The sequence below is a fragment of the Streptococcus sp. 3705 genome (assembly GCF_013277145.1).
Taxonomy (GTDB): domain Bacteria; phylum Bacillota; class Bacilli; order Lactobacillales; family Streptococcaceae; genus Streptococcus.
The window spans coordinates 65,745-90,601 of the sequence record NZ_VMMJ01000019.1 but is presented as its reverse complement, the minus strand read 5'-3'; the positions used below and the strand labels follow the sequence as shown (position 1 = coordinate 90,601).

Here is a 24,857-nt window from a genome sequence, read left to right as displayed (position 1 = left end):
ACAAAAATCATGAATAAACGTGTAAAAATCGTTGCAACTTTGGGACCTGCGGTAGAAATCCGTGGTGGTAAAAAATTTGGTGAGGACGGATACTGGGGTGAAAAACTTGATGTTGAAGCTTCAGCTAAAAACATTGCCAAATTGATTGAAGCTGGTGCTAACACATTCCGTTTCAACTTCTCACACGGTGACCACCAAGAACAAGGTGAGCGTATGGCAACTGTTAAACTTGCAGAAAAACTTGCAGGTAAAAAAGTTGGTTTCCTTCTTGATACTAAAGGACCAGAAATCCGTACAGAATTGTTCGAAGGTGAAGCTAAAGAGTATTCATACAAAACTGGTGAGAAAATCCGTGTTGCGACTAAACAAGGAATCAAATCAACTCGTGATGTGATTGCATTGAACGTTGCTGGTGCTCTTGATATCTATGATGATGTTGAAGTTGGTCGTCAAGTTTTGGTTGACGATGGAAAACTTGGACTTCGTGTGGTTGCTAAAGATGACGCAACTCGTGAATTCGAAGTTGAAGTTGAAAACGATGGCGTAATTGCTAAACAAAAAGGTGTTAATATCCCTAACACTAAAATTCCTTTCCCAGCTCTTGCTGAACGTGATAACGATGATATCCGCTTTGGTCTTGAACAAGGTATCAACTTCATCGCGATTTCATTCGTACGTACTGCAAAAGACGTGAACGAAGTTCGTGCAATCTGTAAAGAAACTGGAAACGGACATGTTCAATTGTTCGCTAAAATCGAAAACCAACAAGGTATCGATAACTTGGATGAAATCATCGAAGCTGCTGATGGTATCATGATCGCTCGTGGTGACATGGGTATCGAAGTACCATTCGAAATGGTTCCAGTTTACCAAAAAATGATTATCACTAAAGTCAACGCTGCAGGTAAAGTTGTTATCACTGCAACAAACATGCTTGAAACAATGACTGAAAAACCACGTGCAACTCGTTCAGAAGTATCAGACGTATTCAACGCTGTTATCGATGGAACTGACGCTACAATGCTTTCAGGTGAGTCTGCAAACGGTAAATACCCTCTTGAGTCAGTAACTACAATGGCTACAATCGACAAGAACGCTCAAACTCTTCTTAACGAATACGGTCGTTTGAACTCAGATTCATTTGAACGTAACTCTAAGACAGAAGTAATGGCTTCAGCTGTTAAAGATGCTACTAACTCAATGGACATTAAATTGATTGTAACTCTTACTAAGACAGGTCACACTGCACGTTTGATTTCTAAATACCGTCCAAATGCTGACATCTTGGCATTGACATTCGACGAATTGACAGAACGTGGTTTGATGTTGAACTGGGGTGTTATCCCAATGTTGACAGATGCTCCATCATCAACTGACGATATGTTTGAAATTGCTGAACGTAAAGCAGTTGAAGCAGGTCTTGTACAATCTGGTGACGATATCGTTATCGTAGCTGGTGTACCAGTTGGAGAAGCTGTACGTACAAACACAATGCGTATCCGTACAGTACGTTAATTAAAATAAAAAAAGCCTATCATATCAAGCTTTCTAGCCTGTATGATAGGTCTTTTTTTGTGCCAGGGGGTAAAAAGGGGGCAAAACTTTTTGCTTTCGATTTAATGAGATAGTATAAAGTGCTGATTGCTTCATACTTTTAATAATGTGAGTGTTGATTTGATGTGGTGTCTTAATGTCTTTATTCAATACTCGTGTCATGATAGTTTTATTGAGATCTTATTTCCTTCATGCAACTTTCATAAAAGGTTTAGTTTAGAAACAAATAAAAAAAACTCCCTGATGACTCAAGGAGTTTTTTCTATCTAAATTAGTTTTTAGAAGCAGCTTGGAATTCTGGGTTTTTCCATGCTTCGTCAATGATAGCTTGCAATTCATTTGCAGATGCTTGCATTTTTTGAGTTTCTGCGTCGTTCAATGGGATGTTTACTGGACGAACAATACCGTGTGCACCAACAACAGCTGGTTGACCGATAAAGACGTTTTTAACTCCGTATTGACCTTCTTGGAATACTGAAAGTGGAAGTACTGCGTTTTCATCGTCAAGGATTGCTTTAGTAATACGAGCAAGTGCTACTGCGATACCGTAGTATGTTGCACCTTTTTTGTTGATGATTGTGTAAGCTGCGTCACGAACACCTTCGAACAATTCAATCAATTCAGCTTCTTGAACATTTTGAGTGTCTTTAAGGAATTCTTCAAGGTTTACACCAGCGATGTTAGCGTGTGACCAAACAGCGAACTCAGAGTCACCGTGTTCACCCATGATGTAGGCGTGCACTGAACGAGCATCAACATCCAATTTTTCAGCAAGTGCTTGACGGAAACGAGCTGAGTCAAGTGAAGTACCTGAACCGATAACGCGTTCTTTAGGGAATCCAGAGAATTTCCAAGTTGAGTAAGTCAAGACGTCAACTGGGTTAGCAGCAACAAGGAAGATACCTTTGAAACCTGATTCAACAACCTGAGTTACGATTGATTTGTTGATAGCAAGGTTTTTACCTACAAGGTCAAGACGAGTTTCACCTGGTTTTTGAGGCGCACCTGCAGTGATTACAACAAGGTCAGCGTCTGCACAGTCAGAGTATTGAGCTGCATAGATTTTTTTAGGTGAAGTGAAGGCAAGGGCGTGACTAAGGTCAAGCGCGTCACCAACAGCTTTTTCATGCAATTGTGGAATTTCGATAATTCCAAGCTCTTGTGCAATTCCTTGGTTAACAAGTGCAAAAGCGTAAGAAGAACCTACAGCACCATCACCGACAAGGATAACTTTTTTGTGTTGTTTAGTTGAAGTCATTGTTCTAAACATCTCCTTAATTTTATTCAGGGATTTCCCCAGTTAGTTTAATTCTATCACTTTTGAAAAGCTTTGTCACGGATATACATTTCAGTTCTTGATGTAAACGTTTTAGCAATTTTAGATACCTGAAATATGGCGGACATTATGGTATAATATAGTTAATTACTAATAGTGAAATGAGGCATTTATTAATGCAGGATAGAAATTTAGTGAATGTCAATCTGACAAAGGAGATGAAGACGAGTTTTATCGATTACGCCATGAGTGTTATCGTAGCGCGGGCCCTTCCTGATGTTCGAGATGGCTTGAAACCTGTTCACCGTCGGATTCTCTACGGAATGAATGAACTGGGTGTTACTCCAGACAAACCTCATAAAAAATCTGCTCGTATTACAGGGGATGTCATGGGTAAATATCACCCACACGGGGATTCCTCTATCTATGAAGCCATGGTCCGCATGGCTCAATGGTGGAGCTACCGTTACATGCTTGTAGATGGTCATGGGAACTTTGGTTCCATGGATGGAGATGGTGCTGCCGCCCAGCGTTATACTGAGGCACGTATGAGCAAGATTGCTCTGGAGATGCTTCGTGATATCAATAAAAATACAGTTGATTTCGTTGATAACTATGATGCCAATGAACGTGAACCCTTGGTCTTGCCAGCTCGTTTTCCAAACCTTTTGGTCAATGGAGCAACTGGTATTGCGGTTGGGATGGCAACCAATATTCCACCTCATAACCTGGGTGAAACCATTGATGCAGTGAAGTTGGTCATGGACAATCCTGAAGTGACCACTAAGGATTTGATGGAAGTCTTGCCTGGTCCAGATTTTCCAACAGGTGCCCTTGTCATGGGGAAATCAGGCATTCATAAGGCTTATGAAACAGGTAAAGGTTCGATTGTTCTTCGTTCTCGTACTGAAATCGAAGAAACTAAGACTGGCCGTGAGCGCATTGTTGTAACAGAATTTCCTTATATGGTCAACAAAACCAAGGTGCATGAGCATATTGTTCGCTTGGTTCAGGAAAAACGCATTGAGGGCATCACAGCAGTACGTGATGAGTCAAACCGTGAGGGTGTTCGATTTGCTATTGAAGTCAAGCGCGATGCCTCAGCCAATGTTATCCTCAATAACCTCTTTAAGATGACCCAGATGCAAACCAACTTTGGTTTCAATATGCTTGCTATCCAAAATGGTGTACCGAAGATTTTATCCCTTCGTCAGATTTTGGATGCTTATATCGAGCACCAAAAAGAAGTAGTTGTTCGTCGTACCCGTTTTGATAAGGAAAAAGCGGAAGCACGTGCGCATATCTTAGAAGGTCTCTTGATTGCGCTAGACCATATCGACGAAGTGATTCGTATCATCCGTGCTAGTGAAACGGACGCAGAAGCACAAGCTGAGTTGATGAGTAAGTTTAAGCTTTCTGAACGTCAAAGTCAGGCCATCCTTGATATGCGTCTTCGTCGTTTGACAGGTTTGGAACGCGATAAGATTCAGTCTGAGTATGATGATCTCTTGGCTCTGATTGCGGATTTGGCGGATATTCTTGCTAAGCCAGAACGTGTTTCTCAAATTATCAAAGACGAATTAGATGAAGTTAAACGTAAATTTTCTGATAAACGCCGTACAGAGTTGATGGTCGGTGAAGTCTTGAGTCTCGAAGACGAAGATTTGATTGAAGAATCGGATGTCTTGATTACCCTTTCTAACAGAGGCTACATTAAACGTCTGGACCAAGCTGAATTTACTGCTCAAAAACGTGGGGGTCGTGGTGTCCAAGGAACGGGAGTGAAAGATGATGACTTTGTTCGTGAGTTAGTGTCAACTAGCACCCATGATCATCTGCTCTTCTTCACAAATAAAGGGCGAGTTTATCGTTTGAAAGGCTATGAAATTCCTGAGTATGGTCGAACTGCCAAAGGGCTACCAGTAGTCAATCTCTTGAAATTGGACGAAGGCGAAAGTATTCAGACTATTATCAATGTTGAGTCTGATCGCAGTGATGATGCCTATCTCTTCTTTACAACCCGTCACGGTATTGTGAAGAGAACCAGTGTTAAGGAATTTGCTAACATTCGTCAAAATGGACTTAAAGCACTGAATCTTAAGGATGAAGATGAGTTAATCAATGTCTTGTTGACGGAAGGAGATATGGACATTATCATTGGTACCAAGTTTGGTTATGCAGTTCGCTTTAATCAATCAGCCGTTCGCGGCATGAGTCGTATCGCCACAGGTGTGAAAGGTGTTAACCTTCGTGAAGGAGATACAGTTGTTGGTGCCAGCTTGATTACTGATCAAGATGAGGTTCTTATTATCACAGAAAAAGGATATGGTAAGCGTACAGTCGCTACTGAATACCCAACAAAAGGTCGTGGTGGTAAGGGAATGCAGACAGCTAAAATTACCGAAAAAAATGGCTTGCTGGCCGGTCTTATGACTGTTCAAGGGGATGAGGATTTGATGATTATCACTGATACAGGTGTCATGATTCGAACCAATCTTGCCAATATTTCACAAACAGGACGCGCAACTATGGGAGTTAAAGTAATGCGCCTGGATCAAGATGCTCAGATAGTGACCTTCACAACGGTTGCAGCGGCAGAAAAAGAAGAAGTTGGGACAGAAAATGAAACAGAAGGTGAAGCATAATGTCTCAAAAAAATAATAAAAAGAAAAATAAACGAAAAAATCTGCTGACAAATATCCTAGCAGGATTTCTGATAGTACTGTCACTGGCTTTGATTTTTAATGCGCAAATTCGTGATATGTTCATGGTCTGGAATACCAATAAGTATCAAGTTAGCCAGGTATCAAAAGAAAAAATAGAAGAAAATCAGGATACAGAAGGAAATTTTGATTTTGATTCGGTCAAAGCGATCTCTTCGGAAGCTGTTCTGGCTTCTCAATGGGATGCTCAAAAATTACCAGTTATTGGGGGAATTGCAATTCCTGAATTGGAAATGAATTTGCCGATTTTTAAAGGACTTGATAATGTTAATCTCTTCTACGGCGCTGGTACAATGAAACGCGAGCAAGTAATGGGAGAAGGAAATTATAGTCTAGCTAGTCATCATATTTTTGGTGTCAATAATGCTAATAAAATGTTATTTTCTCCTTTGGATAATGCTAAAAATGGTATGAAGATTTATCTAACCGATAAAAATAAAGTTTATACTTATGAGATACGTGAAGTCAAACGTGTGACACCGGATCGTGTTGATGAGGTTGATGATAGAGATGGGGTCAATGAAATCACATTAGTAACCTGTGAAGACCTTGCCGCTACAGAACGTATTATTGTAAAAGGCGATTTGAAAGAAACAAAAGATTATTCACAAACATCTGATGAAATCCTAACAGCTTTCAATCAACCATATAAACAATTTTATTAGTACAAATCAGTGAAATCCAAGATTTCACTGATTTTTTAAGATTTTCATAAAAAAACTTTTATGAAATAGAGAAAACGCTTCCTAAAATCTAAAGTTTGTGATATAATTATCAAGAAAAAAGATTTAGGAGTTTATTATGGTTTCTTCAGAATTTATCTCAAAGATTGAATTTGCTTGCAAGAAGAAAGAAAGTCTTTATAGCCAAAGCAAATTTAAGTATGCGATTCGTTCTATGTTTGCAGGTGCATTTTTAACCTTCAGTACAGCTGCTGGTGCAGTTGGGGCTGACTTGATTAATAAAATTGCACCAGGTAGTGGACGTTTCCTCTTCCCCTTTGTTTTCGCTTGGGGCTTGGCCTACATTGTTTTCTTGAATGCCGAGTTGGTAACATCAAATATGATGTTCTTGACTGCTGGTAGTTTCTTGAAAAAAATCTCTTGGAGAAAGACAGCTGAAATTTTACTTTACTGTACCTTGTTCAACCTTATCGGAGCCTTAATAGCAGGTTGGGGCTTTGCTCATTCGGCAGCCTATGCAAATCTGACTCACGATAGTTTCATCTCAGGGGTTGTTGAGATGAAGTTAGGCCGTTCAAATGAATTAATCTTGCTTGAGGCGATTTTGGCAAATATTTTCGTAAATATTGCGATTCTTTCATTTGTTTTGGTTAAAGATGGTGGTGCTAAACTATGGCTCGTTTTATCAGCGATTTACATGTTTGTATTCTTAACAAACGAGCACATTGCTGCGAACTTTGCTTCTTTCGCGATTGTAAAATTCAGTGTTGCTGCTGACTCAATTGCCAACTTCGGTATTGGAAATATGCTTCGCCACTGGGGTGTAACCTTCATCGGAAACTTTATCGGAGGAGGCCTCTTGATGGGTCTTCCATATGCCTTCCTCAATAAAAATGAAGATACTTATGTAGATTAAGAAAATGAGCACGATTGAGTCGTGCTTTTTTTGTTTCGTAAGAAGTAATAGCCACTTCTTATATCAAAATATAGAAAAGAGCTATTAGTCAAGATAGGTCGATAGTGCTACAATATCCTTAATCAAACTATATGGAGGTCGCCTTATGACTCGTGATTTTAAATTTGAAACCTTACAATTGCATGCTGGGCAAGTAGTTGATCCAGCAACTAAGTCTCGTGCAGTGCCGATTTATCAAACAACATCTTTTGTTTTTGATGACACGCAGGAAGGTGCCGATCTGTTTGCCTTGAGAAAACCAGGGAACATTTATACTCGTATCACCAATCCGACAACAGCTGCCTTTGAAGAAAGAATCGCTGCTCTTGAAGGTGGTGTTGGAGCTCTTGCAACAGCATCAGGTATGGCCGCAGTGACTTATACGATTTTGGCTCTTGCCCATGCTGGTGACCATGTAGTGGCTGCTTCGACTATTTACGGTGGAACCTTCAATCTTTTGAAAGAAACCCTTCCTCGTTATGGTATCACAACAACCTTTGTGGATGTGGATCATTTGGAGGAAGTGGAAGCAGCTATCAATGACAATACCAAGCTTGTTCTGATTGAAACCTTGGGGAATCCCTTGATAAATATTCCTGACTTGGAAAAATTGGCTGAGATTGCTCATAAACACCAGATTCCACTTGTTTCTGACAATACCTTTGCCACACCTTACTTGATTAACGTTTTTTCTCATGGTGTAGATATTGCCATTCACTCTGCGACTAAGTTTATTGGTGGGCATGGTACGACTATTGGTGGCGTTATTGTCGATAGTGGTCGTTTTGACTGGGAAGCTTCAGGAAAATTCCCTCAATTTGTTGAGGAAGATCCAAGCTACCACAATTTGAGCTATACTCGTGATGTGGGTGCAGCAGCCTTTATTATCGCTGTCCGTGTTCAATTGCTTCGTGATACAGGTGCAGCCTTGTCACCATTTAATGCCTTCTTGTTACTCCAAGGACTTGAAACCCTTTCACTTCGTGTCGAACGTCATGTACAAAATGCAGAGAAAATTGTTGATTTTCTTGTAAATCATCCTAAGGTAGAAAAAGTCAACTATCCAAAACTTGCTGATAGTCCTTACCATGCCTTGGCTGAGAAATATTTGCCAAAAGGTGTGGGCTCAATCTTTACCTTCCATGTCAAAGGTGGGGAGGCAGAAGCACGCAAGGTAATTGATAATTTGGAAATCTTTTCTGACCTTGCAAACGTAGCAGATGCTAAATCGCTTGTTGTCCATCCAGCAACAACCACTCACGGTCAATTGTCAGAAAAAGACCTAGAATCAGCAGGTGTCACACCAAACCAAATCCGCTTGTCTATCGGACTTGAAAATGTAGATGATTTGATTGAAGACTTGCGCTTGGCCTTGGAAAAAATTTAAAGAAAAAGAAGATAAACAGTGGGTTTCGACTCGCTGTTTTTGATTTTCCCTTAGGCATGATATAATGGTTAAAGAAGTCTAGAAAGAGGAACGATATGAACGAAATCAAATGTCCCAACTGTGGGGAAGTCTTTACAGTAAATGAGAGCCAGTATGCTGAACTTTTGTCTCAAGTGAGAACAGCAGAGTTTGATAAGGAACTACATGATCGAATGAAGCAGGAACTGGCTTTGGCAGAGCAAAAGGCCATGAATGAACAACAGTCTAAACTAGCTCAAAAAGACCAAGAAATTGCGCAATTACAGAGTCAAATCCAAAACTTTGATACAGAAAAAGAGTTGGTCAAGAAAGAGGTTGAACAGACAAGTCAACAGGCACTCTTGGCTAAGGACAAGGAAGTGCAGGCCTTGGAAAACCAACTGGCTACCTTGCGTTTAGAGCATGAAAATCAACTGCAAAAGACCCTTTCTGACTTAGAAAAAGAACGTGATCAGGTTAAAAACCAGCTTCTTTTACAAGAAAAGGAAAATGAGTTGTCTTTGGCTTCTGTTAAGCAAAACTATGAAGCCCAGCTCAAGGCAGCCAGTGAACAAGTCGAGTTTTATAAAAATTTTAAGGCTCAACAATCTACAAAAGCGATTGGGGAAAGCCTAGAACAGTATGCAGAGAGTGAGTTTAACAAGGTACGAAGTTTTGCCTTTCCAAATGCTTACTTTGAGAAGGATAACAAGGTTTCTGCGCGTGGATCTAAGGGGGACTTTATCTTCCGTGAATGTGATGAAAATGGGGTTGAAATCATTTCTATCATGTTTGAGATGAAGAATGAAGCTGACGAAACAGAGAAAAAGCACAAGAATGCAGATTTTTATAAGGAATTGGACAAGGATCGTCGGGAGAAGAACTGTGAGTATGCTGTTTTGGTGACCATGTTAGAAGCAGATAACGATTACTTTAACACAGGGATTGTCGATGTCAGTCACGAGTATGAAAAGATGTATGTGGTCCGTCCTCAATTCTTTATCCAGTTGATTGGGCTCTTGCGAAATGCGGCTCTTAATTCTTTAAAATACAAGCAGGAGTTGGCACTTGTCCGGGAGCAGAATATCGATATCACGCATTTTGAGGAAGATTTGGATGCCTTTAAAGTAGCTTTTGCCAAGAACTATAATTCAGCTTCGACCAATTTTGGTAAAGCTATTGATGAAATCGACAAGGCCATCAAACGCATGGAAGAGGTTAAGAAATTCCTAACTACATCTGAAAACCAACTTCGACTCGCAAACAATAAATTGGAAGATGTTTCCGTCAAAAAATTGACCCGTAAAAATCCAACCATGAAAGCGAAGTTTGAAGCATTGAAGGGGGAGTGAGAAAGCAAAAATGAACGGTATTATCAACTTAAAAAAAGAAGCGGGGATGACCTCGCATGATGCGGTTTTTAAACTGCGTAAGATTTTGGGAACCAAGAAAATTGGTCATGGTGGAACCTTGGATCCAGATGTGGTGGGTGTTTTGCCGATTGCGGTTGGCAAGGCGACACGCATGGTCGAGTTTATGCAGGACGAGGGCAAGGTCTATGAGGGGGAAATCACTCTGGGCTATTCCACGACGACTGAGGATGCCAGTGGGGAAGTGGTCGCAGAGACACCTGTTTTGTCGCCCTTGGATGAAAAGCTTGTCGATGAAGCGATAGCCAATCTGATTGGGCCTATTACTCAGATTCCACCTATGTATTCGGCAGTCAAGGTCAATGGTCGCAAGCTCTATGAGTATGCGCGTGCTGGTCAGGAAGTGGAGCGTCCAGAACGTCAGGTGACCATTTATCACTTTGAACGAACAAGTCCGATTTCTTATGAGGATCACCTCGCACGATTCACTTTTCGTGTAAAATGTAGCAAGGGAACCTATATTCGTACCTTATCGGTTGACTTGGGAGAGAAGCTTGGTTATGCGGCTCATATGTCACATCTGACACGGACTAGTGCAGCCGGTTTGCAGCTAGAAGATGCTCTTAGCTTGGAAGAAATTGCTGCAAAAGTGGAGGCTGGTCAGCTGGATTTTCTCCATCCTTTAGAGATTGGGACAGGTGACCTTGTCAAAGTTTTCCTAAGTCCAGAAGAGGCTACGGAAGTTCGCTTTGGTCGTTTTATTGAGCTAGACCAAACGGACAAAGAACTGGCTGCCTTTGAAGATGATAAATTGTTAGCCATTCTAGAAAAACGAGGCAATCTCTACAAACCAAGGAAGGTTTTTAGCTAGTCTAACTGGGTGTAGGGATTGGAAATGTTTCCCTTAGACTATCCAAAATCAGACTATAAATTTTGTAAAAAATGTGATAGAATAGACGACGGATAAAAAAACGGAGGATAGCATGCAAAATAGACCAATCATTATAGGAGTGACAGGTGGTTCTGGTGGTGGTAAGACCAGTGTTTCAAGAGCCATTTTATCGCATTTTCCTGATGAAAAGATTTCCATGATTGAGCATGATTCATATTATAAGGATCAGTCTCATTTGACCTTTGAAGAGCGTGTCAAAACCAACTATGACCATCCTTTTGCCTTTGATACAGACTTGATGATCGAGCAAATTAAGGAATTGTTGGCAGGGCGTCCGGTGGACATTCCGACTTATGACTATACAGAGCATACACGAAGCAGCAAGACCTATCGTCAGGAGCCTCAAGATGTCTTTATCGTTGAGGGGATTTTGGTCTTGGAAGACAAGCGCCTACGCGATTTGATGGATATCAAAATTTTTGTGGATACGGATGATGATGTGCGCATTATTCGTCGTATCAAGCGCGATATGGAAGAACGTGGCCGTAGTCTTGATAGCGTTATTGACCAGTATCTAGGTGTGGTTAAACCAATGTACCACCAGTTTATCGAGCCAACCAAACGTTATGCTGATATCGTCATTCCTGAAGGGGTCAGCAATACAGTGGCTATCGATCTGTTGACAACCAAGATTGCTAAGATTTTGGAAGAAGCTCGAAACAGCAAATAATCAGATGTGGAGGCCTTGCCTCCTTTTTCTATTTTTCCCTCATAATGGTACATAAATGAAGATTTTTAGGCATATTTTTGGTATAATAATACCTATGAAAGAGCAAGAAAATGAATAGTAGGTGGAGATGGAAAAGTATTTATCGGTAACAACTTTGACCAAGTATCTGAAAATGAAATTCGATAAAGACCCTTACTTGGAACGGGTCTATTTAACTGGTCAAGTTTCCAACTTTCGTAAACGACCTACTCACCAATATTTCTCCCTAAAAGATGACCATGCAGTTATTCAAGCGACCATCTGGTCTGGGATTTATCAGAAATTAGGCTTCGATTTGGAAGAAGGGATGAAAATCAATGTAATTGGGCGTGTGCAGGTCTATGAACCAAGTGGTAGCTACTCCATCATCATTGAAAAGGCAGAGCCTGATGGAGTTGGTGCGCTTGCGATTCAGTTTGAACAACTCAAGAAAAAATTGACAGAAGAAGGCCTGTTTCAAGAACGCTTCAAGCAACCTCTGCCCCAATTTGCTAAGCGAATCGGTGTAGTAACCAGTCGCAGTGGAGCCGTTATTCGAGATATTATCACGACAGTCAGCAGGCGCTTTCCAGGTGTCGACATTCTTCTCTATCCGACCAAGGTGCAAGGAGATGGAGCAGCAGAGGAAATAGCACGGAATATTGCGCGTGCTAATCAACGGGACGATTTGGATTTGCTCATTATTGGTCGTGGTGGTGGTTCCATCGAGGATCTCTGGGCCTTTAACGAAGAAATTGTGGTACGAGCTATCTTTGAATCTCGTTTACCAGTTATCTCTAGTGTGGGGCATGAGACGGATGTGACCTTGGCAGATTTTGTGGCAGATCGCCGAGCTGCGACACCAACGGCTGCTGCTGAACTAGCAACACCTGTGACCAAGTTGGATCTATTAGCTCATTTGCAAAATCAGGAAAAACGGATGGCAACAGCAGTCCGAAATGTCCTATCTAAGAAACAAGAATCTTTGAAAAAATGTAGTCAGTCAGTCATCTTTAGACAGCCAGAGCGTTTGTATGATGGCTATATGCAACGCTTGGATCAACTGCAACTGCGCTTGAAACAAAGTTTACGAACAAGGATTTCTGATAGCAACCAATTAGTACAAGCAAGGACGCATCGACTGGTTCAGTTATCACCTGTTACCAAAATCCAACGCTATCAAGATCGTCTTGGTCAGCTGGATAAGCTTCTCCGCAGCCAAATGGCTTTAGTTTATGATGCCAAGGTTGCTGAAGTCAAGCGACTTTCAGAAGCCTTGCTCATGTTGGATACCAGTCGAATCGTGGCGCGTGGCTATGCTATTGTCAAGAAAGAAGATTCCGTTGTAGATTCGGTTGAGAGTTTGAAGAAAAAAGACCAAGTGACGCTTTTGATGCGAGATGGTCAAGTAGAATTAGAGGTTAAAGATGTCAAAACAAAAGAAATTTGAGGAAAATCTAGCAGAACTGGAGACCATTGTCCAAAGTTTGGAAAATGGTGAGATTGCTCTGGAAGATGCGATTGCTGCCTTTCAAAAGGGCATGATCTTGTCAAAAGAGCTCCAAGCGACGCTGGACAAGGCTGAAAAAACTTTGGTTAAAGTCATGCAAGAAGACGGAACAGAAAGTGATTTTGAATGAAGAAGCAAGAAAAATTAGCTCTTGTTGAGTCGGTTTTGGAAGACTTTTATGGAGACCAGCAGTTTGCCTCTAGTTTACGAGAGTCTGTTCTCTATTCCATTCATGCTGGTGGCAAGCGTATTCGACCTTTTCTCTTGTTAGAAGTTTTGGAAGCCTTGCATATTGCCATCAAACCTGCTCACGCGCAGGTGGCTGCGGCCTTGGAAATGATTCATACAGGGAGCTTGATTCATGATGATCTTCCAGCTATGGATGATGATGATTACCGTCGAGGGCGTTTGACCAATCATAAGAAATTCGGTGAAGCTATGGCCATTTTGGCAGGAGATGCCTTATTCCTAGATCCTTACGCCTTGATAGCGCAGGCAGATTTGTCAAGTCAGATCAAGGTGGACTTGATTGCTAACTTATCCCTAGCGTCAGGAAGTCTGGGTATGGTGGCAGGGCAAGTTTTGGATATGGAAGGCGAACACCAGCACTTGTCCTTGGAAGAACTTCAGACCATTCATGCTAATAAGACTGGAAAACTACTAGCTTATCCCTTCCAAGCGGCTGCTATTATAGCCGAATTGGAACCTGAAATGCAGGTGAAGCTGAAAATTGTTGGTGAATTGATTGGACTGGCTTTTCAGGTCAGAGACGATGTGCTGGATGTGACAGCTAGTTTTGAAGAAATTGGTAAGACACCACAAAAGGATCTACAGGCAGAAAAGTCAACCTATCCAGCCTTGTTGGGCTTGGAAGAGGCTATTGCCTTTTGTAACCAAACATTGGATCAAGCTAATGCCAAATTAGAAGAAATTGCCCAGCAGGTTCCTTTTGAAACAGAATCGATTGTAAAAGTAGTAGAAAGTTTGAGAATCAATGGCTAAGGAAAGAGTGGATGTACTAGCTTATAAACAGGGCTTGTTTGAAACGCGAGAGCAGGCCAAGCGCGGTGTCATGGCTGGTCTAGTCGTAGCAGTTCTTAACGGAGAACGGTTTGACAAGCCAGGAGAGAAAATTCCAGATGACACCGAGTTAAAACTCAAGGGGGAGAAACTCAAATATGTTAGTCGTGGTGGCTTGAAACTGGAGAAGGCCTTGCAGGTCTTTGATTTGTCAGTAGAAGGAGCTACAACAATTGATATAGGTGCTTCTACTGGAGGCTTTACCGATGTCATGTTGCAAAATGGTGCCGAGTTGGTCTTTGCAGTCGATGTTGGTACCAATCAGTTGGCTTGGAAATTACGCCAAGACCCACGAGTTGTCAGTATGGAACAGTTCAATTTCCGCTATGCTGAAAAGACTGATTTCGAAAAGGAACCGAGCTTTGCCAGTATTGATGTAAGTTTTATTTCCCTCAGTCTGATTTTGCCGGCCTTGCATCGTGTCTTGGCTGAACAAGGTCAGGTCGTGGCTCTGGTTAAGCCTCAGTTTGAGGCAGGACGTGAGCAGATTGGGAAAAATGGAATCATTCGTGATGCTAAAGTTCATCAGAATGTCCTTCAATCTGTCACAGCTATGGCAGTAGAGGAAGGTTTTTCAGTTCTTGGCTTGGACTTTTCTCCCATCCAAGGTGGACATGGAAATATTGAGTTTTTAGCATATTTGAAAAAAGAAGAGTCAGCAAGTAATCAGGTTCTTGCTGAGATTGAAGAAGTAGTAGAGAGGGCGCATAGTCAATTTAAAAATGAATAAAAAAGAGAGACTTGAAAAAATTAGACGATTTGTGACAGATTATCAAATCGGTACGCAAGAAGAAATTGTAGAACATTTGAAAGAGGCAGGCATCACTGCCACTCAGGCAACGGTATCCCGAGATATCAAAGAACTAGGTATTGTCAAAATTCCTTTGAGAGACAACACCTATGTCTACGAATTACCAAAATCAATCGTGAAAAGTTTGCAACTGGCTGAAGACAATATTGAGTCAGCTGAATTGATGGACAAGATGATCAATCTCCAAGTGATCCCAGGAAATACGGCTTTTGTAAAAGCCCAGTTAACCGAGACTTTTGCGGACAAGATTTTCAGCTGTTTGGCTGATGATAGCTCGATTTTAGTCATTGCCAGAAGTGAAAGTCTAGCTGAGGAAATCTTTGAACAAGTAAAAAATTGGTAGGTCTATATGTTACTTGAAATTTCGATAAAAAACTTTGCCATTATTGAGGCCATTTCCCTTAATTTTGAAAAGGGGATGACTGTCTTGACTGGTGAAACGGGTGCAGGGAAGTCGATTATCATTGATGCCATGAATATGATGTTGGGAGCTCGTGCGACGACAGATGTTATTCGTCATGGTGCGCCAAAGGCAGAGATAGAGGGGCTTTTCTCAGTTGAGAATAGTCGCCTTTTACAGGAAATTTTTGATGGGCAAGGTTTGGAAATGGGTGATGAAATTATCATCCGTCGAGAAATCTTGCAAAATGGTCGTAGTATTAGTCGTGTTAATGGCCAGATGGTTAATTTGTCTGTTTTGCGTGCTATTGGGCAACATCTTGTGGATATACATGGTCAGCATGACCAAGAGGAGTTAATGCGTCCTCAACTGCACATCCAGATGTTGGATGAATTTGGCGACGTAGCTTTTTGGGGCTTGAAAGAAACCTATCAGACGAGTTTTGATGCTTATCGGAAAATGCGTAAGCAGGTTCTGGAAGTCAAAAAAAACCAACAGGAACACAAGGCACGTATTGAAATGTTGGAATTTCAAATGGCAGAGATTGAAGCAGCAAACTTGCAGGCTGGAGAAGACCTGGCTCTCAATCAAGAGCGTGATAAACTTCTCAATCATAAAAATATCGCGGATACGCTGACCAATGCCTACAGTATGTTGGACAATGAAGACTTTTCAAGTCTTGCCAATGTTCGTTCAGCCATGAATGACATGGAAAGTGTCGAAGAGTACGATCCTGAATACCGTGAAATTTCAAGCTCTCTGTCTGAGACCTACTATGTCTTAGAAGACATTAGCAAACGTTTGGAAGCTATTATTGAGGACCTTGATTTTGACGGCAATCGTCTCATGCAGGTTGAGAATCGCTTGGACCTCCTTCATACTATTACCCGCAAGTACGGTGGAACTGTAGACGATGTCTTGCTTTATTTTGCCAAGATTTCGGAAGAATACAATCTCTTGACAGGCAATAACCTTTCTTCTGAAGACATGGAAGCAGAGCTCAAGAAATTGGAAGTTAATCTTGTCGATTTGGCAGGTCAGCTTGCATCTGCTCGTCATGATTTGGCTCAGCAGCTTGAAGCTGAGATTAAACAAGAACTGCAAGATCTTTATATGGAGAAAGCCCAGTTTCAGGTTCGTTTTAGCAAGGGCAAATTCAGTCGTGAGGGCAATGAAACGGTTGAGTTTTACATTTCAACTAACCCTGGCGAAGACTTTAAACCCTTGGTCAAGGTTGCGTCTGGTGGGGAATTATCCCGTCTCATGCTAGCCATTAAGTCTGCCTTTTCACGTAAAGAAGGCAAGACCAGCATTGTCTTTGATGAGGTGGATACGGGAGTTTCAGGCCGTGTAGCCCAAGCTATTGCACAAAAGATTCATAAGATTGGCCAACATGGTCAGGTTCTAGCTATCTCCCACTTGCCACAAGTGATTGCGATTGCGGATTATCAATTCTTTATTGAGAAGATTAGCAATGAGCATTCAACCGTTTCAACTGTTCGTCTCTTGACGGTTGAAGAGCGAGTGGAGGAAGTTGCCAAGATGTTGGCAGGTGATGATGTGACAGAAGCTGCCCTGACGCAAGCCAGAGAATTGTTGAGAAACAGGGAGAAATAAGATGACAGACTATTATGTAATTGGAGATGTTCACGGAAAAGCTGGGATGCTGGAAGACCTTCTCAAAACATGGGATGGTCAGACCCAGTTGCTCTTTCTAGGGGACTTGATTGACCGTGGTGAAGATAGTCGCCGTGTTCTAGAGATGGTTAAGGACTTGGTGGACAATCAAGGGGCGATCTGTTTGTCAGGAAATCACGAGTATATGTTTTTGACTTGGCTTGATAACCCAGAAGAAAGCTATGATCACTATCGTCGTAATGGTGGAGATACAACCATTAACTCTATCCTAGGTCGTCCTTTGGATGCACCAGTTGATGGAGTTGAGGATGCCAAGCGTGTTGCTACCGAAGCAGCAGATTTGGTCGAATTTATTCGTCAAATGCCTTTTGTGGTGGAGACAGACAAGTATATCTTCGTTCACGCAGGTATTGATTTAACCTTGGATGACTGGCATGAAACCACAGATTATAAAAAGGTTTGGCTTAGAAAACCATTCCACGAAGCAGAAAATCATACTGGGAAAACTATTGTCTTTGGTCATACACCGGTTTATGGTTTGTTAAAGCAAGACCGAGGTACAGCTGAGCTTTGGACTACAGAAGATGGTAAGATTGGGATGGACGGAGGAGCTGTTTATGGTGGTGTCATTCACGGGATTGTCTTTACAGACCAAGGAATGACAGAACATCACTTTATCGAAAATGACGGCTTTGTCGCTGAAGATTAGTACTCCTAGCAGGGTATGGTCTTGTCAAAATGTCAAAAACAATTTATAATAAATAGATACCCTGAAAGGAAGAGAATCATGAACTTAGAAGAATTGAAAAAACGACAGGAGAGGATTCGTAACTTCTCTATTATCGCCCATATTGACCACGGGAAATCAACTCTAGCAGACCGCATTTTGGAAAAAACAGAGACGGTTTCAAGTCGTGAAATGCAGGCCCAGCTTTTGGATAGCATGGATTTAGAGCGGGAACGTGGGATTACCATTAAGTTAAATGCCATCGAGCTGAATTATACTGCAAAAGATGGGGAAACTTATATTTTCCACTTGATTGACACGCCGGGACACGTAGACTTTACCTATGAAGTTTCGCGTTCGCTAGCTGCCTGTGAGGGGGCTATTTTGGTGGTCGATGCCGCTCAAGGGATTGAGGCTCAAACCCTTGCCAACGTTTATCTGGCCTTGGACAATGATTTGGAAATCATGCCAGTCATTAACAAAATTGACCTGCCTGCTGCAGATCCAGAGCGCGTGCGTACAGAGATTGAAGATGTGATTGGTTTGGATGCCAGTGAAGCAGTCTTAGCATCTGCCAAGGCTGGTATCGGTATCGAAGAAATTCTTGAGCAAATCGTAGAAAAAGTGCCAGCGCCAACGGGTGATGTGACGGCACCACTTAAGGCCTTGATTTTCGACTCTGTTTACGATGCCTACCGTGGAGTTATTCTCCAAGTTCGTGTCATGGATGGAGTGGTCAAACCTGGCGATAAGATTCAGCTCATGAGCAATGGCAAGACCTTTGATGTGACTGAGGTTGGAATTTTCACTCCTAAAGCAGTTGGTCGTGATTTCCTTGCGACTGGTGACGTTGGTTATATTGCGGCTTCTATTAAGACAGTTCAGGATACCCGTGTGGGTGATACCGTTACCTTGGCAACCAATCCTGCGGCAGAGCCATTACATGGTTACAAACAGATGAATCCGATGGTCTTTGCGGGTCTCTACCCAATCGAATCAAACAAGTACAATGACCTACGTGAAGCGCTTGAAAAATTGCAACTGAATGACGCTAGTCTTCAGTTTGAACCAGAAACATCTCAGGCACTTGGATTTGGTTTCCGTTGTGGTTTCCTTGGACTTCTCCATATGGATGTTATCCAAGAACGTTTGGAACGTGAGTTCAATATCGATCTCATCATGACAGCTCCGTCTGTTATCTATAAGGTTAATTTGACTGACGGTGAGTCTATGGATGTGTCCAACCCGTCTGAATTCCCAGATCCAACTAAGATTGCGACCATTGAGGAGCCATATGTTAAGGCGCAAATCATGGTACCACAGGAGTTCGTAGGAGCAGTAATGGAGCTAGCTCAGCGCAAGCGTGGGGACTTTGTGACTATGGATTATATCGATGATAACCGTGTCAATGTTATCTATCAAATTCCACTGGCTGAAATCGTCTTTGACTTCTTTGATAAACTCAAGTCTTCGACGCGTGGTTATGCAAGCTTTGACTACGAATTGTCAGAGTATCGTCCGTCTAAGCTGGTGAAAATGGATATCCTTCTCAATGGAGACAAGGTGGATGCCCTCAGCTTCATCGTTCACAAGGACTTTGCCTACGAACGTGGGAAACTCATCGTTGATAAGCTCAAGAAAATCATTCCTCGTCAACAATTTGAGGTGCCAATTCAAGCAGCAATTGGACACAAAATTGTCGCTCGTACTGATATTAAGGCCCTTCGTAAGAACGTACTTGCTAAATGTTATGGTGGTGACGTTTCTCGTAAGCGTAAACTCCTTGAAAAACAAAAAGCTGGTAAGAAGCGTATGAAAGCTATCGGATCAGTTGAAGTCCCACAAGAAGCCTTCCTCAGCGTCTTGAGCATGGATGAAGAATAGTTATCATAATTGCCTTTCCTTGTTCACAGGAAATTTATATAAGAATCAATAGTAAAGCAGGCTTAGATGGTCTGCTTTTTTAGTTTTTATACTCTTCGAAAATCTCTTCAAATCACGTCAGCGTCACCTTACCGTAGATATGATCACTGACTTCGTCAGTTTCATCTACAACCTTAAAACCATGTTTTGAGCTGACTTCGTCAGTCTTATCTACAACCTCAAAACTGTGTTTTGAGCAACCTGCGGCTAGCTTCCTAGTTTGCTCTTTGATTTTCATTGAGTATTAGAACAGAAAAATGCTTGGAGTATTTGTTTGTGTGTTTATTTTTATATAACAAACTATAAACACAACAAAAATATAAAAAAAGAGACAAAAATCAACAGAAAACTATTGACAACGATTTCATATAGTGTTATACTTATGGCATAAAGTTAATGGAAAGAAGGGAAAACCTTATGGGATTAGATCATTTCTTTGACAAAAACCTTGTGTTTTGCTTAGAAGCGGATAATCAAGAACATCTCTTTGATCAGGTTGCAACTTTATTGGAAGAACGAGAAATCGTAACTCCGACCTATCGTGAAGCCTTGATCACGCGTGAAAAGTCATTTCCAACTGGCTTAGATATGGAATTTTTGGGTAAGGATTTGCCGAATGTGGCTATTCCTCACACAGATATTGTTCATAATCTGGCTGAAAAAGTTGTGGTCGTTCGATTAGAGAAACCGGTGACCTTCCACAATATGATTGCGCCGGATAAGGAAGTAGAAGTATCCTTACTCTTCTTTATCATCAATAACTCGAGTTCAAGTCAAACCAACATTCTTGCTCAGTTGATGGACTTCTTCACAGGAAATGGTCATCTTGAAGACCTATCAAAAATTTCTGAACCAGAAGCCCTCTATGCTTATATCGCTGAAGCAATCGCTTAATCTTGTCTATTAAAAATATTAAATCGGAGGAGATCCATATGATTAAAATTCTTGCTGCCTGCGGTGCAGGTGTTAACTCAAGCCACCAAATTAAAAGTGCTCTTGAAGAAGAACTTTCAAACCGTGGTTACGATGTGCACTGTGATGCAGTTATGGTTAAGGACGTTAACGAAGACCTTATCAAAGGTTATGACATCTTTACACCAATTGCTGCGACAGATCTTGGTTTTGACCCAGGTATCCCAGTTATCGAAGCTGGACCAATCTTATTCCGTATCCCAGCAATGAGTGCTCCAGTATTTGACAATATTGAAGCAGCTATCAAAGAGCACGGCTTAAGCTAATTTTAATTTGTTAACATTCATATAACATAAAAAAGGGAGGAACTGTTATGGATGCAATCTTTGACCTAATCGGAAAGGTTTTCAATCCCATCTTAGATATGGGTGGACCTGTCATCATGTTGATCATTTTGACAGTATTGGCTTTACTTTTTGGAGTGAAATTCTCCAAAGCGCTTGAAGGTGGTATCAAACTTGCCATCGCTCTTACAGGTATCGGTGCTATCATCGGTATGCTGAACACTGCTTTCTCAGCATCACTTGCAAAATTCGTTGAAAACACTGGTATCCAATTGAGTATCACTGACGTTGGTTGGGCACCACTTGCTACAATCACTTGGGGTTCTGCTTGGACACTATACTTCTTGCTCATCATGTTGATTGTCAACATAGTGATGCTAGCTATGAAGAAAACAGATACACTTGACGTTGATATCTTTGATATCTGGCACTTGTCTATCACAGGTCTCTTGATTAAATGGTATGCAGATAACAACGGTGTGAGCCAAGGGGTTTCACTCTTTATTGCTACAGCAGCTATCGTACTTGTTGGTGTGTTGAAAATTATCAACTCTGACTTGATGAAACCTACATTTGATGACCTTCTTAACGCACCAAGTTCATCACCAATGACATCAACTCACATGAACTACATGATGAACCCAGTTATCATGGTTTTGGATAAGATTTTTGAAAAATTCTTCCCAGGTCTTGATAAATATGACTTTGATGCTGCAAAATTGAATAAGAAAATCGGTTTCTGGGGATCTAAATTCTTTATCGGTTTCATTCTTGGTATTGTTATCGGTATTATGGGAACTCCACATCCAATTGCAGGAGTTGAAGATGCAGATAAATGGCGTCTTGTTATCAGAGGATGGTTGTCTCTTGGTTTGACTGCCGGTGTATCTTTGGAACTCTTCTCACTTATCGGTTCATGGTTCATCGCAGCCGTAGAACCACTATCACAAGGTATTACAAACGTTGCTACTAAACGTCTTCAAGGACGTAAATTTAACATCGGTCTTGACTGGCCTTTCATCGCTGGTCGTGCTGAAATCTGGGCTTGTGCTAACGTACTTGCACCAATCATGTTGATTGAAGCTGTGCTTCTTTCAAAAGTCGGAAATGGTATCTTGCCACTTGCAGGTATCATCGCTATGGGTGTTACTCCAGCTCTCTTGGTTGTAACTCGTGGTAAATTGCTCCGTATGATCATCTTTGGAACACTCTTGTTGCCACTCTTCCTTCTTTCAGGTACACTTATCGCACCATTTGCAACAGAACTTGCTAAAGGTGTAGGTGCCTTCCCAGCAGGTGTGAGTGAAACTCAATTGATTACTCACTCTACTCTTGAAGGACCAATCGAAAAACTTCTTGGTTGGACAATTGGTAACACTACAACTGGTGATATCAAAGCAATCCTTGGTGCTGTAGTCTTTCTTGTATTCTATATCGGTATCTTTGCTTGGTACAGAAAACAAATGATTAAACGTAACGAAGAGTACGCAGCAAAAGCAAAATAATGCGCTCCTATAAAATGTAAGCTCAATGAAAATCAAAGAGCAAACTAGGAAGCTAGCCGCAGGTTGCTCAAAACACAGTTTTGAGGTTGTAGATAAGACTGACGAAGTCAGTGACCATATCTACGGCAAGGCAACGCTGACGAAGTTTGAATTGGATTTTCGCAGAGTGTAAATTGTTGAAACTAGGTTGTCATACCATTAGGAGTGACAGCCTAGTTTTTTATAAACTATTAAGAAATCGGAGAAAATAATGATAATTGAATTAAAATCAGAACAATTAAGAGTTGAATTTAACAGTTTTGGTGGGGCTCTTTCTTCTATAAAAGATGCCGAGGGACTTGAGTATTTGTGGCAAGGGGATGCTACTTATTGGAGTGGACAAGCTCCTGTTCTCTTTCCCATTTGTGGTTCATTGAGAGAGGATACAGCACTTTATATAGATGAGAACGGGCAAGAAAGCAAAGGAAAGATTCCTCGTCATGGTTTGGTTCGAAAGAAAGAATTTGAATTAGTTGAACAGACAGACAATAGTGTAACTTTTGCAATTGAAGACGATGAGAATAGCTATCAGAACTACCCTTATCATTTCCGCCTAGAAATCACTTATATCCTTACTGGCAAGACAATACGGACTCAATACAAGATTTTCAATAAAGAAACTAGCAAGGTCCTGCCTTACTTTATTGGTGGACATCCAGGCTTTAATTGTCCCTTACTGGATGATGAAGTCTATGAAGATTACTATTTAGAGTTTGAGAAAGCAGAGACTTGCTCTGTTCCACGTCCTTTCCCAGAAACAGGTATGTTGGATTTCCAAGATAGAAGTCCATGGCTAGAATATCAAAAAGAAGTAGACCTCAGCTATGATTTGTTTAGCACAGATGCAGTTACCTTAGATGAATTACAATCTAGGACAATTGCCCTTCGTTCTCGGAAACATGATAAGGGATTGAAAGTGTACTTTGCAGAGTTTCCAAACTTCATTATCTGGTCAACTTTGAATAAAGGACCTTTCATTGCCTTTGAACCATGGTCTGGCTTGTCAACATCCCTTGAAGAAGGAGATCATTTAGAAGATAAGAAGAATGTTCGTCTCTTAGAAGCCAATCAGGTTGAAGAATTAGGTTTTGAGATAGAAGTTTTATAAAAAAGTAAAAAATAAATAACAAAAACAAACATAAACTGTTGACTTTTTCAAACAATAGTAGTATATTATGTTTGTGAGGACTAATTGACTGTTTTTTAAAGACAGCCAATACACTGCTGGAATCCAGCATAGAAAAAATAAAAAGGAGTATACAATATGTCTATTGTTATCGGTGCAGATGCTGCAGGTTTGAGATTGAAAGAAGTTGTGAAAGACTTCTTAGAAAAAGAAAATTTCCACGTTGTGGATGTTACAGCTGAAGGTCAAGACTTTGTTGATGTGACTCTCGCTGTTGCTGCAGAAGTAAACAAAGAAGAACAAAACCTTGGTATCGTGATTGATGCTTATGGAGCTGGTCCATTTATGGTCGCAACAAAAATCAAAGGAATGGTTGCTGCAGAAGTATCTGACGAACGTTCAGCTTATATGACTCGTGGTCACAACAACTCACGTATGATCACTATGGGTGCACAACTTGTTGGTGATGAATTGGCTAAAAACATCGCTAAAGGATTTGTTAACGGTAAATACGATGGTGGACGTCACCAAATTAGGGTCGATATGTTGAATAAAATGTGCTAATACTCTTCAAAAATCAAGATAATCTGTTGTCAGCTCACTTTAGCTAACTTCAGTTATGCTTGCAGCTCGCTTCCTAAGCTAATCTTGATTTTTCTTGAGTAGGGATAAATGATATTAGATTTATATAATTAATCGGAGGGAATAACTAATGAGAATTGCAATTGGATGTGACCACATCGTAACAGATGAAAAAATGGCGGTTTCAGAATTTTTGAAATCAAAAGGATATGAAGTCATTGACTTTGGTACATATGACCATACACGTACTCACTACCCAATCTTTGGTAAAAAAGTAGGGGAAGCTGTAACTAGTGGTCAAGCTGATCTTGGGGTATGTATCTGTGGTACTGGTGTAGGTATCAACAATGCTGTAAATAAAGTTCCTGGTGTACGTTCTGCCTTGGTTCGTGATATGACTACAGCTCTTTATGCCAAAGAACAATTGAATGCCAACGTTATCGGTTTTGGTGGTAAAATTACTGGTGAATTGCTCATGTGTGATATCATCGAAGCTTTCATCCATGCTGAATATAAACCATCTGAAGAAAACAAAAAATTGATTGCGAAAATTGAACACGTTGAAAGTCACAATGATCGACAAACAGACGCAAACTTCTTCACTGAATTCCTTGAAAAATGGGATCGCGGAGAATACCACGACTAAGGGGTGAC

Annotated in this window: 24 protein-coding genes; 22 read left to right on the top strand and 2 right to left on the bottom strand. The window is 41.1% G+C overall.

Going from position 1 to position 24,857, the window contains the following annotated elements:
• Positions 1 to 9: 9 nt before the first annotated feature.
• The gene (gene pyk / locus HT714_RS06720) at positions 10 to 1,515 is read left to right on the top strand and encodes a pyruvate kinase (protein WP_173251693.1); all 1,506 of its coding nucleotides are present in this window, start codon (positions 10 to 12) and stop codon (positions 1,513 to 1,515) included.
• 310 nt (positions 1,516 to 1,825) lie between these two features.
• Here the strand turns inward: pyk and HT714_RS06715 are convergent, their stop codons facing one another.
• Positions 1,826 to 2,812 carry an L-lactate dehydrogenase gene (locus tag HT714_RS06715; RefSeq protein ID WP_000204729.1) on the bottom strand — a complete coding sequence of 329 codons (987 nt, stop codon included), beginning with the start codon at positions 2,810 to 2,812 and terminating at the stop codon, positions 1,826 to 1,828.
• Between the two features lie 194 nt (positions 2,813 to 3,006).
• Here HT714_RS06715 and gyrA point away from each other — a divergent pair, with 194 nt between their 5' ends.
• From gyrA to lepA, 15 genes are all read left to right on the top strand, one after another.
• Positions 3,007 to 5,475, top strand: a complete 2,469-nt coding sequence (gyrA, locus tag HT714_RS06710; RefSeq protein ID WP_173251691.1) for a DNA gyrase subunit A — start codon at positions 3,007 to 3,009, stop codon at positions 5,473 to 5,475.
• Positions 5,475 to 6,218 (top strand): sortase SrtA, encoded by a 744-nt coding sequence (gene srtA, locus HT714_RS06705; RefSeq protein ID WP_173251689.1) that lies wholly within the window; start codon positions 5,475 to 5,477, stop codon positions 6,216 to 6,218. Before gyrA ends, srtA begins: the two co-directional genes overlap by 1 nt.
• A gap of 136 nt (positions 6,219 to 6,354) precedes the next feature.
• Positions 6,355 to 7,152, top strand: coding sequence for a formate/nitrite transporter family protein (locus HT714_RS06700; RefSeq protein ID WP_000254780.1), 798 nt, complete (start codon positions 6,355 to 6,357; stop codon positions 7,150 to 7,152).
• Between the two features lie 145 nt (positions 7,153 to 7,297).
• Positions 7,298 to 8,578, top strand: coding sequence for an O-acetylhomoserine aminocarboxypropyltransferase/cysteine synthase family protein (locus HT714_RS06695; protein ID WP_173251686.1), 1,281 nt, complete (start codon positions 7,298 to 7,300; stop codon positions 8,576 to 8,578).
• Between the two features lie 95 nt (positions 8,579 to 8,673).
• Positions 8,674 to 9,948, top strand: coding sequence for a DUF2130 domain-containing protein (locus HT714_RS06690; RefSeq protein WP_173251684.1), 1,275 nt, complete (start codon positions 8,674 to 8,676; stop codon positions 9,946 to 9,948).
• A 10-nt stretch (positions 9,949 to 9,958) separates the two neighbouring features.
• Complete coding sequence (truB, locus tag HT714_RS06685; RefSeq protein ID WP_173227014.1) at positions 9,959 to 10,837, top strand: tRNA pseudouridine(55) synthase TruB; 879 nt, start codon at positions 9,959 to 9,961, stop codon at positions 10,835 to 10,837.
• Positions 10,838 to 10,949: 112 nt separating this feature from the next.
• Positions 10,950 to 11,588 carry a uridine kinase gene (udk, locus tag HT714_RS06680; RefSeq protein ID WP_001181376.1) on the top strand — a complete coding sequence of 213 codons (639 nt, stop codon included), beginning with the start codon at positions 10,950 to 10,952 and terminating at the stop codon, positions 11,586 to 11,588.
• Positions 11,589 to 11,715: 127 nt separating this feature from the next.
• Complete coding sequence (xseA, locus tag HT714_RS06675) at positions 11,716 to 13,056, top strand: exodeoxyribonuclease VII large subunit (RefSeq protein ID WP_173227016.1); 1,341 nt, start codon at positions 11,716 to 11,718, stop codon at positions 13,054 to 13,056.
• Complete coding sequence (locus HT714_RS06670; protein ID WP_033629613.1) at positions 13,034 to 13,246, top strand: exodeoxyribonuclease VII small subunit; 213 nt, start codon at positions 13,034 to 13,036, stop codon at positions 13,244 to 13,246. Before xseA ends, HT714_RS06670 begins: the two co-directional genes overlap by 23 nt.
• A complete protein-coding gene (locus HT714_RS06665) occupies positions 13,243 to 14,118 on the top strand; it encodes a polyprenyl synthetase family protein (protein ID WP_173227018.1) in 876 nt (291 codons plus the stop codon). The genes HT714_RS06670 and HT714_RS06665 overlap by 4 nt, the downstream gene beginning before the upstream one ends.
• A complete protein-coding gene (locus tag HT714_RS06660; RefSeq protein ID WP_173227020.1) occupies positions 14,111 to 14,926 on the top strand; it encodes a TlyA family RNA methyltransferase in 816 nt (271 codons plus the stop codon). Before HT714_RS06665 ends, HT714_RS06660 begins: the two co-directional genes overlap by 8 nt.
• Positions 14,919 to 15,350 (top strand): arginine repressor, encoded by a 432-nt coding sequence (locus tag HT714_RS06655; RefSeq protein ID WP_001034401.1) that lies wholly within the window; start codon positions 14,919 to 14,921, stop codon positions 15,348 to 15,350. Before HT714_RS06660 ends, HT714_RS06655 begins: the two co-directional genes overlap by 8 nt.
• Before the next feature lie 6 nt (positions 15,351 to 15,356).
• Positions 15,357 to 17,024: a DNA repair protein RecN gene (recN, locus tag HT714_RS06650; protein WP_173227022.1), complete on the top strand. Its 1,668-nt coding sequence runs from the start codon at positions 15,357 to 15,359 to the stop codon at positions 17,022 to 17,024.
• 1 nt (position 17,025) lies between these two features.
• A complete protein-coding gene (locus HT714_RS06645) occupies positions 17,026 to 17,754 on the top strand; it encodes a metallophosphoesterase family protein (protein ID WP_049511807.1) in 729 nt (242 codons plus the stop codon).
• Positions 17,755 to 17,832: 78 nt separating this feature from the next.
• Complete coding sequence (gene lepA / locus HT714_RS06640) at positions 17,833 to 19,656, top strand: translation elongation factor 4 (protein ID WP_173227024.1); 1,824 nt, start codon at positions 17,833 to 17,835, stop codon at positions 19,654 to 19,656.
• A 112-nt stretch (positions 19,657 to 19,768) separates the two neighbouring features.
• On the opposite strand, the gene HT714_RS09725 is transcribed toward lepA, so the two are convergent.
• Positions 19,769 to 19,933 (bottom strand): hypothetical protein, encoded by a 165-nt coding sequence (locus HT714_RS09725; RefSeq protein WP_240148108.1) that lies wholly within the window; start codon positions 19,931 to 19,933, stop codon positions 19,769 to 19,771.
• Positions 19,934 to 20,112: 179 nt separating this feature from the next.
• Between HT714_RS09725 and HT714_RS06630 the strand changes: the two genes are divergently transcribed.
• The 6 genes from HT714_RS06630 (at position 20,113) to lacB (ending at position 24,849) form a co-directional block, all read left to right on the top strand.
• Positions 20,113 to 20,589: a PTS sugar transporter subunit IIA gene (locus HT714_RS06630; protein ID WP_000521974.1), complete on the top strand. Its 477-nt coding sequence runs from the start codon at positions 20,113 to 20,115 to the stop codon at positions 20,587 to 20,589.
• A gap of 38 nt (positions 20,590 to 20,627) precedes the next feature.
• Positions 20,628 to 20,933: a PTS sugar transporter subunit IIB gene (locus HT714_RS06625; RefSeq protein WP_000590549.1), complete on the top strand. Its 306-nt coding sequence runs from the start codon at positions 20,628 to 20,630 to the stop codon at positions 20,931 to 20,933.
• A 47-nt stretch (positions 20,934 to 20,980) separates the two neighbouring features.
• Positions 20,981 to 22,456 carry a PTS galactitol transporter subunit IIC gene (locus HT714_RS06620; protein ID WP_173227026.1) on the top strand — a complete coding sequence of 492 codons (1,476 nt, stop codon included), beginning with the start codon at positions 20,981 to 20,983 and terminating at the stop codon, positions 22,454 to 22,456.
• 250 nt (positions 22,457 to 22,706) lie between these two features.
• Positions 22,707 to 23,603, top strand: a complete 897-nt coding sequence (locus tag HT714_RS06615) for an aldose 1-epimerase family protein (protein ID WP_173227028.1) — start codon at positions 22,707 to 22,709, stop codon at positions 23,601 to 23,603.
• A gap of 156 nt (positions 23,604 to 23,759) precedes the next feature.
• On the top strand, positions 23,760 to 24,185 hold the full coding sequence (gene lacA / locus HT714_RS06610) for a galactose-6-phosphate isomerase subunit LacA (protein WP_000029277.1): 426 nt from the start codon (positions 23,760 to 23,762) through the stop codon (positions 24,183 to 24,185).
• Positions 24,186 to 24,333: 148 nt separating this feature from the next.
• On the top strand, positions 24,334 to 24,849 hold the full coding sequence (lacB, locus tag HT714_RS06605) for a galactose-6-phosphate isomerase subunit LacB (protein ID WP_001216914.1): 516 nt from the start codon (positions 24,334 to 24,336) through the stop codon (positions 24,847 to 24,849).
• The last annotated feature ends 8 nt before the right edge of the window (positions 24,850 to 24,857 follow it).

What these genes read in the sequence shown, in the direction of transcription:
- lepA (WP_173227024.1), top strand. Translation starts at nt 17,833, where the DNA reads ATGAACTTAGAAGAATTGAAAAAACGACAGGAGAGGATTCGTAACTTC.
- lacB (WP_001216914.1), top strand. Translation starts at nt 24,334, where the DNA reads ATGAGAATTGCAATTGGATGTGACCACATCGTAACAGATGAAAAAATG.
- HT714_RS06700 (WP_000254780.1), top strand. Translation starts at nt 6,355, where the DNA reads ATGGTTTCTTCAGAATTTATCTCAAAGATTGAATTTGCTTGCAAGAAG.
- HT714_RS06715 (WP_000204729.1), bottom strand. Translation starts at nt 2,812, where the DNA reads ATGACTTCAACTAAACAACACAAAAAAGTTATCCTTGTCGGTGATGGT.
- HT714_RS06655 (WP_001034401.1), top strand. Translation starts at nt 14,919, where the DNA reads ATGAATAAAAAAGAGAGACTTGAAAAAATTAGACGATTTGTGACAGAT.
- HT714_RS06620 (WP_173227026.1), top strand. Translation starts at nt 20,981, where the DNA reads ATGGATGCAATCTTTGACCTAATCGGAAAGGTTTTCAATCCCATCTTA.
- HT714_RS06695 (WP_173251686.1), top strand. Translation starts at nt 7,298, where the DNA reads ATGACTCGTGATTTTAAATTTGAAACCTTACAATTGCATGCTGGGCAA.
- HT714_RS06625 (WP_000590549.1), top strand. Translation starts at nt 20,628, where the DNA reads ATGATTAAAATTCTTGCTGCCTGCGGTGCAGGTGTTAACTCAAGCCAC.
- udk (WP_001181376.1), top strand. Translation starts at nt 10,950, where the DNA reads ATGCAAAATAGACCAATCATTATAGGAGTGACAGGTGGTTCTGGTGGT.
- recN (WP_173227022.1), top strand. Translation starts at nt 15,357, where the DNA reads ATGTTACTTGAAATTTCGATAAAAAACTTTGCCATTATTGAGGCCATT.
- HT714_RS06665 (WP_173227018.1), top strand. Translation starts at nt 13,243, where the DNA reads ATGAAGAAGCAAGAAAAATTAGCTCTTGTTGAGTCGGTTTTGGAAGAC.
- truB (WP_173227014.1), top strand. Translation starts at nt 9,959, where the DNA reads ATGAACGGTATTATCAACTTAAAAAAAGAAGCGGGGATGACCTCGCAT.
- xseA (WP_173227016.1), top strand. Translation starts at nt 11,716, where the DNA reads ATGGAAAAGTATTTATCGGTAACAACTTTGACCAAGTATCTGAAAATG.
- HT714_RS06670 (WP_033629613.1), top strand. Translation starts at nt 13,034, where the DNA reads ATGTCAAAACAAAAGAAATTTGAGGAAAATCTAGCAGAACTGGAGACC.
- HT714_RS06645 (WP_049511807.1), top strand. Translation starts at nt 17,026, where the DNA reads ATGACAGACTATTATGTAATTGGAGATGTTCACGGAAAAGCTGGGATG.
- HT714_RS06660 (WP_173227020.1), top strand. Translation starts at nt 14,111, where the DNA reads ATGGCTAAGGAAAGAGTGGATGTACTAGCTTATAAACAGGGCTTGTTT.
- srtA (WP_173251689.1), top strand. Translation starts at nt 5,475, where the DNA reads ATGTCTCAAAAAAATAATAAAAAGAAAAATAAACGAAAAAATCTGCTG.
- HT714_RS06690 (WP_173251684.1), top strand. Translation starts at nt 8,674, where the DNA reads ATGAACGAAATCAAATGTCCCAACTGTGGGGAAGTCTTTACAGTAAAT.
- gyrA (WP_173251691.1), top strand. Translation starts at nt 3,007, where the DNA reads ATGCAGGATAGAAATTTAGTGAATGTCAATCTGACAAAGGAGATGAAG.
- pyk (WP_173251693.1), top strand. Translation starts at nt 10, where the DNA reads ATGAATAAACGTGTAAAAATCGTTGCAACTTTGGGACCTGCGGTAGAA.
- HT714_RS06630 (WP_000521974.1), top strand. Translation starts at nt 20,113, where the DNA reads ATGGGATTAGATCATTTCTTTGACAAAAACCTTGTGTTTTGCTTAGAA.
- lacA (WP_000029277.1), top strand. Translation starts at nt 23,760, where the DNA reads ATGTCTATTGTTATCGGTGCAGATGCTGCAGGTTTGAGATTGAAAGAA.
- HT714_RS06615 (WP_173227028.1), top strand. Translation starts at nt 22,707, where the DNA reads ATGATAATTGAATTAAAATCAGAACAATTAAGAGTTGAATTTAACAGT.
- HT714_RS09725 (WP_240148108.1), bottom strand. Translation starts at nt 19,933, where the DNA reads ATGAAAATCAAAGAGCAAACTAGGAAGCTAGCCGCAGGTTGCTCAAAA.